This is a genomic window from Caldiplasma sukawensis (assembly GCF_052315375.1).
GTDB lineage: Archaea > Thermoplasmatota > Thermoplasmata > Thermoplasmatales > Thermoplasmataceae > Cuniculiplasma.
Window position 1 is genome coordinate 22,364 of sequence record NZ_JBLSDG010000009.1, and the last position, 13,683, is coordinate 36,046.

13 protein-coding genes and 1 tRNA gene are annotated in these 13,683 nt (G+C 38.3%); 9 read left to right on the forward strand and 5 right to left on the reverse strand.

The genetic code is table 11. The annotated features are described in order from the left end of the window. From lysS to ACNF4Z_RS05625, 3 genes are read right to left on the reverse strand one after another with little or no spacing between them, the layout of a single operon-like run. Nucleotides 1-1,497 carry a lysine--tRNA ligase gene (gene lysS / locus ACNF4Z_RS05615; protein ID WP_458328262.1) on the reverse strand — a complete coding sequence of 499 codons (1,497 nt, stop codon included), beginning with the start codon at nt 1,495-1,497 and terminating at the stop codon, nt 1-3. After that, nucleotides 1,498-2,112, reverse strand: a complete 615-nt coding sequence (locus ACNF4Z_RS05620) for an orotate phosphoribosyltransferase-like protein (protein ID WP_458328263.1) — start codon at nt 2,110-2,112, stop codon at nt 1,498-1,500. Between the two features lie 7 nt (nt 2,113-2,119). Further along, nucleotides 2,120-2,563, reverse strand: coding sequence for an HIT family protein (locus tag ACNF4Z_RS05625; RefSeq protein ID WP_458328264.1), 444 nt, complete (start codon nt 2,561-2,563; stop codon nt 2,120-2,122). A 115-nt stretch (nt 2,564-2,678) separates the two neighbouring features. On the opposite strand from ACNF4Z_RS05625, the gene lipA reads away from it, so the two are divergent. From lipA to lipB, 6 genes are read left to right on the forward strand one after another with little or no spacing between them, the layout of a single operon-like run. Then, complete coding sequence (lipA, locus tag ACNF4Z_RS05630; RefSeq protein ID WP_458328265.1) at nt 2,679-3,536, forward strand: lipoyl synthase; 858 nt, start codon at nt 2,679-2,681, stop codon at nt 3,534-3,536. After that, nucleotides 3,537-4,529 (forward strand): thiamine pyrophosphate-dependent dehydrogenase E1 component subunit alpha, encoded by a 993-nt coding sequence (locus ACNF4Z_RS05635; protein WP_458328266.1) that lies wholly within the window; start codon nt 3,537-3,539, stop codon nt 4,527-4,529. Then, nucleotides 4,526-5,500 (forward strand): alpha-ketoacid dehydrogenase subunit beta, encoded by a 975-nt coding sequence (locus ACNF4Z_RS05640; protein ID WP_458328267.1) that lies wholly within the window; start codon nt 4,526-4,528, stop codon nt 5,498-5,500. The genes ACNF4Z_RS05635 and ACNF4Z_RS05640 overlap by 4 nt, the downstream gene beginning before the upstream one ends. A gap of 5 nt (nt 5,501-5,505) precedes the next feature. Then, a complete protein-coding gene (locus ACNF4Z_RS05645) occupies nt 5,506-6,897 on the forward strand; it encodes a dihydrolipoamide acetyltransferase family protein (RefSeq protein ID WP_458328268.1) in 1,392 nt (463 codons plus the stop codon). A 6-nt stretch (nt 6,898-6,903) separates the two neighbouring features. Continuing rightward, the gene (gene lpdA, locus ACNF4Z_RS05650; RefSeq protein WP_458328269.1) at nt 6,904-8,223 is read left to right on the forward strand and encodes a dihydrolipoyl dehydrogenase; all 1,320 of its coding nucleotides are present in this window, start codon (nt 6,904-6,906) and stop codon (nt 8,221-8,223) included. Beyond that, nucleotides 8,189-8,851, forward strand: coding sequence for a lipoyl(octanoyl) transferase LipB (lipB, locus tag ACNF4Z_RS05655; RefSeq protein ID WP_458328270.1), 663 nt, complete (start codon nt 8,189-8,191; stop codon nt 8,849-8,851). Before lpdA ends, lipB begins: the two co-directional genes overlap by 35 nt. Here the strand turns inward: lipB and ACNF4Z_RS05660 are convergent. After that, nucleotides 8,829-9,263: a hypothetical protein gene (locus tag ACNF4Z_RS05660; protein ID WP_458328271.1), complete on the reverse strand. Its 435-nt coding sequence runs from the start codon at nt 9,261-9,263 to the stop codon at nt 8,829-8,831. The genes lipB and ACNF4Z_RS05660 overlap by 23 nt on opposite strands. A gap of 136 nt (nt 9,264-9,399) precedes the next feature. Between ACNF4Z_RS05660 and ACNF4Z_RS05665 the strand changes: the two genes are divergently transcribed. Beyond that, on the forward strand, nt 9,400-10,581 hold the full coding sequence (locus ACNF4Z_RS05665; RefSeq protein ID WP_458328272.1) for a hypothetical protein: 1,182 nt from the start codon (nt 9,400-9,402) through the stop codon (nt 10,579-10,581). On the opposite strand, the gene icd is transcribed toward ACNF4Z_RS05665, so the two are convergent. Then, nucleotides 10,562-11,767: an isocitrate dehydrogenase (NADP(+)) gene (icd, locus tag ACNF4Z_RS05670; protein WP_458328273.1), complete on the reverse strand. Its 1,206-nt coding sequence runs from the start codon at nt 11,765-11,767 to the stop codon at nt 10,562-10,564. The genes ACNF4Z_RS05665 and icd overlap by 20 nt on opposite strands. Nucleotides 11,768-11,848: 81 nt before the next feature. Here icd and ACNF4Z_RS05675 point away from each other — a divergent pair, with 81 nt between their 5' ends. After that, complete coding sequence (locus tag ACNF4Z_RS05675) at nt 11,849-13,117, forward strand: adenylosuccinate synthase (protein ID WP_458328274.1); 1,269 nt, start codon at nt 11,849-11,851, stop codon at nt 13,115-13,117. 50 nt (nt 13,118-13,167) lie between these two features. Beyond that, nucleotides 13,168-13,240: transfer RNA gene (locus ACNF4Z_RS05680), tRNA-Pro, on the forward strand. The last annotated feature ends 443 nt before the right edge of the window (nt 13,241-13,683 follow it).

The following is a 13,683-nucleotide window of genomic DNA, read 5'->3' on the forward strand; positions in this document are numbered from 1 at the left end:
TTACCTGATTTCCAGTACGGATTTTAACCTTTTTAGTACAAATTCCCTTTCCATTATGGAGAGGAAAAATCCAAGTCTTGGCCCCTTTTCCTTTCCAATGAAAATCCTGTATAAACAGGAAAATCCATCCTGCGGTGAAAGACCACTTTTTCCTATGGCCTCCCTCAAAGTAGAATGTATGAATTCGGAATCCCATCTATCCTGTGATTGTAAAGTTTCCAATGCAATATTAACCATCTCTCTTTCCTTTTCATTCAGATCAACTTTTGCATTTATGGGACTAAGCTCAATTTTATAGGAATCAGGGGCATATGTTTCAGTCCATTTTTTTGCCAGATCAAATAGCTCACCATAATCTGCAGGATTCTTACCGGAGCGCTTTAATGCCTCCATAACTTTCTCCCTGTCTCCATAAACCTGAATCAGTGTTGATATGTGTCTGAAATCTGCAACTCCTGTTTTACCATAGACCATGCTCAGTTCCACAGACATTTTTCTGTCTTCATCCAGTTTACCATCCCTGTACATCTGCATATTTTTTTCAAATTCATCCATTAAGAAAAGGAGTCCCTCTCCTGGGTCAAAGTCAATATGTTTTGAAGGGGAAACCCTTGAAATAAGATATCTTACAGTATCAGGAGGCATGAATGAAAGTATTTCTGATGCTGGTATTGCTATACCTGTTGAGGAATGCATTGCCCCCTTTCCCTTAAGGAGTATTCTTTCATAAACAAGTGGTACTGGTGTTTTGTAATTTAGTATCTTTTCGCATAAGGCTTTTGCTGTGTCATAGGATCCACCTGGAGTCCCATGATCCTTTCCAAATGGCTCAATTGTTACGTTCAAAGCTTTCCATTTTGCAGGCCATTCCAATCTCCATGGCAGTTTTCCATCATCCTTGTAAACATTAGCCTCTCCCTCGTTACCGCATTTGCAGGTGTATCTTACAAACTCACCTTCCAGACTTTTTGCAGATGTGGCCTTTATACTCCCACATTTTGAACATATGGGGCTGTATGGAAACCACAGATCGTCAAGTTTTCTTCCGCTCACGTTTTCTATTATTTCTTTTACAGTTTCTCTCTTCTCTATGAGTTCAATTATTATAGGGCCAAGAAGACCATCTCTGTACAGATTGTGTGTTTCTATGACCTGTGGATGAATATCAAGCTTTTCCATTGATTCTCTGAATGGGTTAAGAAAATATTCTGAATATGTTCCTTCGCCATTTGGCGCGGGTATCCTGTAAAGAGGTTTTCCAACAAACTTTTCATATGATTGATCAAGAAATGGGTAGACCTTTCTCAAAGGATCAACATCGTCACAGAGATATATGAAATCTGCATCTATACCATTTTTAATGCAGGTCTTGTAAAGAATGTCACCTGTTATTATTTCCCTTAGATTGCCCAGGTGTATTGGCCCAGATGGAGAAATGCCTGTTGAAACCTTCTGATGTCCACTTAAACCATTTATGACATTTTCAGACCAGAACATCTACTCCAGACCCACCAGATTGGCTCTTATCAGTGATCTTATCCTGATTCCCTCTATCTGTTCTTCTGAAAGTTTTGATGCGACTGTAACTGCAAGAACCGGTTCACCGGATTCAGCTTTCACATCCTTAATTGTTCTTCTCATGGTTTCTCCCGTGCTCAGAACGTCATCTATTATAACGACCTTTTTTCCATTAACACCTGCATAATTGCTGCTGAAATAGCCGTCCTTTCTTGCGGGATGAGGTTTGTAAATTATAAGTTCCTTATTCATGAAATAGGATACAAGTGTTGCATATGGAATGCCATTCACATCAACACCCAGTATTGCATCTGGTTCAATATCCATTTTTTCCATCTCCTCATCTATAACGTCAACCATTATTTGGGCAAGTGAGGCAATCCTTCCGCCAAATACACCAATGCTTCTCCATCCAATCCTTACATCCTGTACATTTTTCTTTCCAGTGAAATCCTTACTTAAAAGCCAGGTTACAGTATTCACAGAAAGATGCAGCTCGGTGGATATTTCTTTGTCGGACATACCCTTTGTTTTTAATTCCATAGCCTTTTTGTATAGTTCTTCTATGCTATACATATCTGAGTAATATTCCATTTACATATTATAATATATCCATATTTTCTCTTAACTTCCTTTCAGATACACTTTTTTTAATCATGTCACAATGCTTTTTCAGGTCATCTTCGGTGGCCCATTTTCTCTCCCATCCGATGCGATCACCACAATGCCTAGGTATGAGGTGTAAGTGATAGTGCATTACCTTCTGGTTTGCACATTCACCGTTATTCTGTCCTATGTTAAGGCCGTCTGCATCAAACGCACTAACGATGATGCCTGACAGCAATCTTGCCAGTTCCTGAACCCTGTGATATGAATTTTTATCAATCTCAAATATATTTTCATAATGTTTTTTAGGAATAATCAAGGTGTGGCCGAATTCAACGGGAAATTTATCCATGAAGGCCATCACAGAATCATCTTCATAAATTATACTGGCCTCCTTTTTCTCAACTATTCTGCAGAATATACAGTCCTCAGAATTCACGATTTGGTATGTTAGGAAGTATTAAAATATTAACCTTAACAACACTTTGCATATAATATTTCATAATGGTTTGAAAAATAAATCAAATTAATAAGTCAAAAGAAGATTAACTTCCATGGAAAGGCCCGACTATGTAAAGGTAAGGCTGCCATCAGGTGAAACCTTTGCAAAAGTTAATTCTATTATAAGATCAAATAGTCTCCACACAGTTTGTGAGGAGGCAAGATGTCCAAATATTTCAGAATGCTGGGAGTCTGGTACTGCAACATTCATGCTACTTGGAAAAAATTGCACAAGGGGATGCAGATTTTGTTCAGTCACACACGGCAACGTTCAACCTTTAAATCCATATGAACCTGAAGAAGTTCTTGATTCTGCATTGAAAATGAACCTAAAGTTTGTGGTTTTGACCTCCGTGGACAGGGATGATCTTCCAGATCAGGGTTCTAAGGCTTTTGCAAGGACAATAAAAATATTAAAAGATAACGGATTAAAGGTGGAATCTCTTATACCCGATTTTCAAGGAAAAAAAGAATTAATTGATGAGATAATAAACGCTGGGCCGGATGTATTGGCACATAATATAGAGACTGTGAGACGATTAACTCCAAAAGTGAGGGATCCGAGGGCAGGTTATGATCAGTCTCTTGAAGTACTGAAATATGTGAAGGAAAGGGATAAAAAAATGATAACAAAATCCTCCATAATGCTGGGACATGGAGAAACGGAGGAGGAAGTTGAGGAGGCTATGGACGATCTTAGAAAGGTTGGTGTCGATATACTGACAATTGGTCAGTATCTAAGGCCCTCAAAAAAGCAGCTTCCCGTTACTGAATATAAATCCGCAGAAGTTTATAAACAACTTTATATTACAGGAAAAAGAAAGGGTTTCAAATTTGTTGCTTCTGGCCCGCTTGTCAGAACATCCTACAGGGCATTTGAAGCTTGGATTGAAAATAACAGAGGTGATTGATTGGGAGAAAAGGAAGAAATTGTAAGAGCATACAACGCTATGGTTATTTCAAGAACATTTGACAAAAGAATTATGATGGCCCAGAGGCAAGGGAAAGTTGGATTCTATACACCAACAATGGGACAGGAGGCAATACAAATTGGGCTTTCAATGTGTCTCACTGATGATGACATATTCTTTCAGTATTACAGGGACGTGCCGTTAATGATTCACAGGGGTGTTCCCGTTGAAAAACTTATGGATCAGATAATTGGAAACAAAGAGGATGAGGAAAAAGGGAGGCAGATGCCCTCTCATTTCAGTGCCGTGGATTATCATTTCATGAGTGTTCAGAGCCCTGTGGCAACTAACCTGCCACTGGCTGTTGGATATGCATATAAAAAGAAATACAGGAATGAAAAGGGCATAGTGACAGCATCATTCGGTGACGGTTCAAGTTCAGAACCTGACTTCCATGCAGCCATGAATATGGCGGCTGTATGGAATGTTCCTGTTCTCTTCTTTTGTGAAAATAATGGTTGGGCAATATCAATACCCACTGAGAAGCAGACAAAGCAGGAAATATGGAAGAAGGCTGATGCATATGGAATGAAAGGCTATAGGATAGAAGGCAGGGATCTTCTTGAAATGTATGAGCAAACAAAGCCTATTGTGGATATGATGAGAGAAACTTCTGAACCCGTGCTTATTGAAGCAGTTTGTTACAGGATGGGGCCCCATTCAACATCAGATGATCCAACTAAGTACAGAAAGAATGAGATAACGGAAGGCAGTCCAAACGATCCTATAGTTCTGACGGAAAAGAAGCTTATTGAAAGGGGCTATATTGATCAGGCACATATAGAAAAAATAAAGAAAGAGGCAAATGAATTAATCGAAAAGAAACTGGAGGAAAGGCTCTTGATCCCTGAGCCCAGCGATGACACACTGTTCCAGGATATCTATGAAAATAAGAACTGGATACTTGAAGAGGAGGAGCGTGATCTGCAATGAGTTCGAAGACCATGAATATAGTTCAGGCACTTAATTCAACACTTGATCAAATGATGGCAAAGGATGACAGGATAATACTTCTTGGAGAGGATGTGGGTGTTGATGGCGGAGTGTTCAGGGTAACTGACGGTCTTCTATCCAAATATGGGGAGAAGAGGGTAATTGACACTCCTCTTGTTGAACTAGGAATAGTTGGTTCTGCAATTGGTATGGCACTTGCTGGATTGAAACCTGTGCCAGAGATACAATTTCAGGATTTTATATTCACAGCCTTTGATCAGCTGGTCAGTCAGGCTGCAAAAATAAGATACAGGAGTGGAGGCAGACTAAAGGTACCAATGGTGCTGCGTACCCCCTATGGAGGAGGCATAAGAGGGGGTCTGTATCACTCACAAAGTGGTGAATCTTATTTCGTACATACCTCAGGTTTAACCGTGGTAACGCCATCTGGACCATATGATGCTAAAGGTTTATTGATTTCAGCATTGAAGATGAATGATCCTGTGATATTCCTTGAGCCCAAAAAACTTTACAGGTCAATCAAGGAGGATGTACCTGAGGAGGAATATGAGATACCTATTGGAAAAGCATCCCTTGTAACTGAGGGTGACGAGTTCACTTTCATTACATATGGAAGCATGGTGCCACTTGTCAAAAAGGTGGTGACCGATAATAGAATAAGTGCTGACATAATCGATCTGAGAACACTTATGCCTTATGACGGAAAGTCAATAATTGAATCAGTGAAAAAGACGGGTAGGGTAATAATTGTTCATGAGGCTCCAAGGACACTGGGTATGGGTGCAGAGATATCTGCCTTCATTTCTGAAAGGGCAATTGATTATCTAATTGGCCCTATTTTGAGGGTTACTGGTCTTGACACTCCATTTCCTTACAGACTTGAGGAGAAATATCTCCCTGATGAGACAAGAATAATGAAGGCAGTAAAGAAATTGAGGGAATTCAGGTGATTTAAATGTATAAATTCAAACTTCCGGATATTGGAGAAGGAGTGGCAGAAGGGGAAATAGTTGCCTGGAAGGTAAAGGAAGGGGACAAAATTGCAAAGGATCAGGATATGGTTGAAGTTATGACCGATAAGGTAAACGTAAGCATACCCTCTCCCGTTTCCGGCACAGTGAAGAGGCTTCTGGCAGCACAGGGCTCAGTTGTCAAGGTAGGCTCTGAAATTATAGAAATAGACGACGGCTCTTCAGATTCAAAAATAGAAGAAAACAATGAAGGTAATCAATCAAAAGAGGAAAATAAAAATATAAAGATGAATATAACAGATGGTAAAAAGGTGGATTCAATGCAAAACGCTAATGATGGCAAGGTGGATAGGGTAATAGCCACACCGACGATTAGAAGAATAGCTAAGGAAAGAGGAATTGACATTGAGACAGTAGTTCCAACCGGGCCAAACGGCAGGATAACAATAGAAGATCTGGATAGAACCGAAAGGGAAATGAGAGAAGGAAAAAACAAAAAAATGGAAGAACCAGTTCAGCAGGTAAGTGCAAAACCACAGAGTGCCCAACAGGTAACAGAAAAGCCTGCGCAAAGCGAAGATAAAAAAGAGCTAAAGGTGGAGGAAGTAAAAACCATCCCATCAACAGAACACACTAAAGAGGTTGTTGAGGAAATTCATGAAGAAAAGGTAAAACCTGAGGCCAAACATTTGGAATCAGACAAACTTATAGAAATGAAGGGTTTAAGACGAATCATATTCGAAAAAATGACAAAATCCAAGCAGATAATGCCACATTTCATGATAACAGAAGAGGCCGATGTAACAGAAATAATGCAATCCACAGAAGCAATGAGAGAATCAGGGATAAAGATAACTGTAACACCAATTTTTGCAAAGATTGTATCAGAAGCATTGAAGGAATTCACAAAGTTTAACTCAATCTATGATGAACAGAATAAAAACTACATAATGAAAAAAGACATAAACATAGGAATAGCTGTTGATACACCTGCAGGTCTAACAGTTGTAGTGGTTAAGAATGTTGATAAAAAGAGCATTATGGAATTGAACGAGGAGATAAGGGATCTTGCAGGAAAGGCAAGGGATGGAAAGCTTTCACTGAGCGATGTCCAGGATTCAACATTCACACTAACAAACGTTGGATCAATAGGAGGACTTATATCAACACCAATAATCAACTATCCTGAGGTGGCTATACTTGCAACTCACCGTACATTTTCCACAATTGATAAGAATGGCAGTCACAGAAGGCATATGTATCTTTCACTCTCCTGTGATCACAGGCTCATAGATGGTGCTGATGCGGCAAGATTCATAAACAGAATAAGGGAATACATGGAAAAGCCATTCCTTTTAAATTTAAAACTAAGGTGAAAATTGATGAAGTATGATGCTGTGATCATCGGTGGGGGCCCAGGTGGTTATTCAACTGCAATTCGACTTGGCCAGAAGGGGAAGTCAGTAGCCCTAATTGAAAAAAACAGAATGGGTGGTGAATGCCTTAATTATGGATGTATACCATCGAAAGCTCTGATTGAAATGGCAAACAATATTGGATATCTTAAATCGCTTCCGGGGGTTAGAATCAGTTACAATATAGATATGAACCAGTGGCAAAACTGGAAATGGACAATGATAAATCGTCTTGTATCTGGCGTGGAAACATTATGCAGAGCCTATGGTGTTAGAATAATAAATGGTGAAGGTTACATCGTTGATAAAAATCATGTACGAGTGAATCAGGAGGTTTTACAGTGCGATAACATCGTAATTGCAACAGGTTCATCTGCAGTAAGCATACCATCATTCAAGGATGTTTCAGATAACAGGGATATTCTTGACATAAAAAACGTTCCAAAAGATCTAATAATAATAGGCGGCGGATACATAGGGGTTGAAATAGGAACCGCCTTTGCAAAGATAGGTTCACAGGTCACAATTATTGAGATGCTCCCTAACATATTGAATGGATTTGAACCTGAACTTGTTAAGCCTGTTGAAAGGAGAATGAAGGAACTTGGAATAAGGATAATGCTTTCGGCAAAGGTTCAGAGTGTTGAGAAGAGGGATAAGTATTACATTAAACTGGAATCAGGAGCAAATCTCTCTGCTGACAATGTACTTGTTACTGTGGGAAGAAAACCAAATACAGAGGGTTTCGGCCTTGAGAACATAAACGTTGAAATTGAAAACGGATTCATAAAAACAGACAACAAAAAAATGACAAAGGAAACAAACGTTTATGCTGTTGGTGATGTGAGCGGTGGTCCAATGCTTGCACACAAAGCCTTTTATGATGGAGAAATAGTGGCATCAAATATATGCGGTGAAAAGGCCACTGTTGATTATATGGCAATGCCAATGGTGGTATATTCTGATCCAGAAATAGCATTTACTGGGAGAAAGACTGAACATTTCACAAGATATCCTCTGGCTGCTAACGGAAGATCACAGGGTCTGAATGAAACCACAGGATTCTATACACTTTATTATGATGATAATGGATATGTTGTTGGAGCTGCAATTGCTGCCCCACATGCCTCTGAAATGATAAGTGAAATCTCAGTTGCGGTTGAAACAGGTGTTGCAATTGGTGATATTGGCATGACAATTCATCCACATCCTACGGTCTCGGAAGGTATACAGGAATCCGCACAGATTGCATATGATAAACCTCTCCACTTCAAGCCTATTGGTTGATTTAAAGAGAACAGACTATCTGCAGTGCCTTGAGTTTCAGAGACAGTTAAGGGTATTACGTTCAGAAGATAAAATACCCGATACATATATTTTTACTGAGCACAACCCTGTTTACACAATTGGAAGAACTGGAAATCCTGAAAATTATCCTGGAATCAATCCAATAAGGACAGAAAGGGGTGGAGATGTAACATATCATGGCCCAGGACAGATTGTTTTGTATCCAATAATAAGGATTGGAACTGCAAATAAAATAAATGTAGGCGAAATGATAAACTATATTTTGGGAATTTTCGAAAAAACTCTAAGTTCTATGAATTATGAAGTTTCACGTGGCCAGGAACCTGGGCTCTGGATAAATGTCAATGGGGTTAAGAGAAAGGTGGCTTCATTTGGTATGAGAATTGAGAATGGTGTCACAATGCATGGGGTATCACTGAATTACTCCTCTGAAGTGCTAGAAGGCTTCAAGAAAATAAAACCTTGTGGTTTGGATCCTGAATCCATGTATTTTGTAAATTCATCATACGAAGATTTAAAGGCAAATCTTGAAGAAAACATAAAGAAAAATTATATAAAATGTGATATTTCTGATATTTCTAATTTCACTCACTTTTTGAATTTTTGATTATTGAACCGCCAATGAATCCACCAATTGCCGGTACTACCCCACCCTCAATGAGTATTTTTATAAGTGTCTGTGTGGAATTAACCTTGTAATATGCTCTTACCTCACTGAAGACTGAAAAAGCCTGGTTAAGCACAAAGAAATTTCCAGTGTAATTGCTTATGTCTGTGAAAAGAGACGGGCTTACCAGTATGGACATTTCGAATACTACCACTGAAATTATAAGTCCACCAATGAGAGCAGCTGCAAATCCTCTTCCGGGACCCCTTGCTATGAGACCTCCAAAAAAACCAGAAAGTATCCATCCAAGACTCAGGAATGGGCCCAGTATGGCCATTGAAAGAAAAGTGGCTGCCATACCCAATCCAAAGTTGCCACTGCTCTTGTTGGGTATCAGATATTTGGTTTTCATAAAAAATGGATAATTTCTTTTATATTAAACTTATGTTATCATATTTTGAAAGTAATTAGAAAATTATAAAGTAAAAATGCATTCATTCAATTACCAGAAGTGTTTCAGTATTTTGTATTATAATGGGTGAAAAATCATGAAATCATTAAGTGTATTCGATGGAACCGAGATAGGTGAATTTGAAACAATAATGCCTGAAATTTCCAATATCAGGGAAAAAGTACCAGTTAAAACATATGATATTCTTAAAAAATTTGAAAATTCTCTGGACACAATACTAAGGGAATCATCTCTGATGAATATGGCATGCAGCGAAACCGGAAAAACTAAACATGCTGTAGGGAAGGAAATAGAAATTGCAAGGATGATTGCGAGGAGGAAAATGGCACCAAGAGATCATATATTCCTGAACAGAATTTCCTGCAATAGGATCAGTTTTTATTTTACTGACAAGTCAAACCCATTTATTTCAATGGCTTATGCTTTGCAAGAATCCTTCCAGAGGAATACAATTCCTGTGATCATACCGGACATTTCAAACCCACTGACAATAATGTGGATATGCAACCACATGAATCCAGGGGAAAACATGATCTATCCCTTATACATGGTGGACAAAAAAGAGAAAATAAGAGAAGAAATTTTACAAAATTACTTGCAGAGCGATATCACATTCCTTGGTGATTCCCAAAATGAGAATGAATATGATTTTAAATCAGTAAGAAGGAAAACATTTGGGGCAGGAATTTCAGTAATAGGAAAGAAATCATACATAAACCAGTCAGTCTTTGATATATTTGAAACAAGTTTGAACCATTTTTCCAATTCAGGCTTTCGTGATTCCATTTTTTTTATAGAAACGGGCGAATCTAAATATTTTATAAACAGATTATCCGAGGAAATAAGAAGAAGAGCGGAAAAGTTTTACGGGCCTGACAGCAATGTAAATTATTTCAATGGAAGGGAACAAGTTGAGATGGACAGGGAGATATCCAGAAACATGCTGAAATTCAATTTCGATTATGTTGAAGATCTGCCGGAAACCGTCCATATATTCAAAAATGAATATGGGCCATCTACAATGAATGATCTTAAACTCAGAGCACTTAACGGACCTATCCTAACAGTAATAGGTTACAGCAGTCTGATTGACGTTCTCAACATGGTTGATAATACAATCGGTATATCATATTTGAATATACTTTCTGATTCTTTTGAACACTATGACCTATTTTACAATAATCTTCCAGGAAGGATAAAAGTTGGAAGAAATCTATCTTCCATTGACAGAATAAATTTTATGGTTTCATCCTGTTGATTATTTCGTTTGCAAACTCAGAACATTTAAGTGCAGGTATGTTCAGTACCCTTGCAAGATCCTGTGTAACCTTCTGATCTCTGTAACACTGTTCAACTGCCTTTTCTAATATGTCTGCAGCTTCACTCCATCCAATATGCCTCAGCATCATTACGCCTGAGAGTATCAGTGAGGTTGGGTTTGCAATATCCATTCCTGCATATTTTGGAGCTGATCCATGAACCGCCTCAAATATGGCATAAATATCCCCAATATTCGCTCCCGGAGCAATTCCCAAACCACCAACCTGAGCTGCAAGGGCATCTGAAAGGTAATCTCCGTTAAGATTTGTTGTTGCTATCACATCATATTCTGAAGTTCTTGTTAGAACCTGCTGAAACATGTTATCTGCAATCCTGTCTTTAACCACAATTTTACCAGAATAAACTTCTGGATTCTGAAGGTATTCGTCCTCCTTAACTGTTTTATCTCCAAATTCCTTCTCTGCAACCTCATAACCCCAGTCCTTGAATGCCCCTTCTGTGTATTTCATTATATTTCCCTTGTGTACAAGGGTTACACTCCTTCTCTTATTTGCAACAGCATATTCAAGTGCTTTTCTAACAAGCCTCTGACTCTTGAATCTGCTTATGGGTTTCACACCAATACCAGTATCATCTGATAATTTTATACCGAATTCAGATGAAAGGAAGTTCCTTACCTTTGCAGCTTCCTCTGAGTTGTACTTCCACTCAATTCCTGCATAAAGGTCTTCTGTATTCTCTCTGAAGACAACAGCATCCATCTGCTCCGGATGAACCACAGGTGAGGGAACTCCGGGAAAATATCTCACTGGCCTTACATTTGCGTAAAGGTCAAAATGTTGCCTCAATGTAACATTCAGGCTTCTGAATCCCTGTCCCACAGGAGTTGTAAGTGGACCCTTAATTGATATTACACATTTCTCAAGCTTTTCAATGGATTCCTGTGGAAGATGCTTCCCAGTTTTATTATATGCTTCTTCTCCAGCCTCAATTTTTTCCCATTCTATGGATCTTTCTCCATTATAAGCAATTTCAAGTGATCCGTTTATGACCTTTATCATGGCTGATGTTATGTCAGGACCGATTCCATCTCCTTCTATATAACCTATTGTTGGATTGTTTCCTACCTGAATCTTTCCGTCTTTGACTGTTATGTATACCATATATCTTTATTTCAAACAACCTTTAAACCTTTTTCACATGAAAAGCTAATATATAGTATGAGTGAATACGATTGATAAAAAATGCGGCAGGTTGTTGTTGGACTGCAGTTTGGTGACGAAGGAAAGGGAAAAATTACTGATTTTTTAACGGGCAAGGATACTATCATAGTGAGATACAATGGGGGAACAAATGCAGGTCATACTGTATCTGTGGATGGAAAGGAGTTTAAATTTCACCTCATGCCGGCAGGCTCACTTGTATCACAGGAGGTATTCCTGGGAAACGGAATGGTGATAGATCCTTTCGCTTTTCTCCAGGAGTATGAAAAAATAAGAGAGGAGAATCCAGAACTCAAAGTTCATATCAGCGAGGGTGCGAACGTGGTGACAGAGATACACAAGTTCATCGACAGGGCAGAGGAGGAGAGCAGAGAGAACAGGATTGGAACAACATCACATGGGATTGGTCCAACTTATGAAGAAAAGTATTCAAGAAATGGTATAAGAATTGAAGACCTGGGAGATAAGGAAAAACTGGTTAAAAAGATAAAATTGCTGTGCAGAACAAAGAAATCACTTCTTGAGAAGAGTAACTATTCGGATCCAGCTGAAATTGACAGGGTAGCTGCCAGTCTTTATTCAGTGTGGGAAAAAATAAAGGATTATGTGGAGAGGACTGAAATAACATTATGGGGATATGTTGATTCTGACAGGAACATGCTGTTTGAAGGAGCCAATGGGGCCCTTCTCGACATAGATTTCGGAACATATCCTTTTGTCACATCATCGAATACAATTTCCGGTGCGATCCACAACGGCAGTGGTGTATCAATGAGGAAAATTCACAGGGTTGTGGGAGTAGCAAAGGCATATACCACAAGGGTTGGAGAAGGGCCTTTCCCAACAGAGCTGTCTGGAAAGGATGGAGAAAAACTAAGAGAGTCCGGTTCAGAATACGGGACAACCACAGGAAGACCAAGGAGGGTAGGTTGGTTGGACCTTCCCATACTGAAATACACAACAAGATTGAATGATGTTGACATTCTTGCAATAACAAAGATAGATGTTCTTGGATCAATGAAGGAGATTAAAGTCTGCAAAGATTATGGAAAAGACAGAGGAGTAATGGAAGTGTTGCAGGGAAAGGTAAAGGCGAATCCACAGTACGAGATTTTTGACGGTTGGGGAAATCTCGCTGAGGATGAAAAATCCATGATTATAGAAAGGGGAAAAGGTCATATGCCTGAGGAGATGGAAAAATATATTTCATTCATAGAGAAAATTATTGAAAAGCCTGTAAAGATTATATCTCTGGGAAAAAACAGAAAAACAACTCTTGTTAGAGAATGACTTCTTCCCATTCAACAAATTTTTTAAGCTTTTAATTCATTCACTGGTAAGGGGCTGTGGGGTAGCTTGGTATCCTACGGGCTTTGGGAGCCTGAGACCCCGGTCCAAATCCGGGCAGCCCCATTGTTTTTTTTTAACTATTGCAAATTACAATTTTTTTATTTGATCTAAGAAAAATTATATAAAAAGAATTCTCAATTTAAATTCATACTATCTTATCAAAAACGTTTATTAAATTCAAAAATAAGTATGTCAAAGGAAATAATTTGTTGAGTTATTTTTCTGCCATCTGACCGATCAGAGATCAAACAGTGCTAAGAAAACTTTAATGTCATTTTCAATTTTCTTAATTCTAATAAAATTCTAATTAATTATCAATATTTCAGCCTAATATACTTTTAAAACACTTTTCACTCAATTCAATAATTAAAAAAATAATTATTTACAATAAAATTTTTTATTGGAATTAGAATAAATCTATAAAAATGATTTACTTATTGATCTATTCACTTGGTATTGCATTTAATGAGGAATATAATTGAATAATTCGGGCATTTCAAATTTTA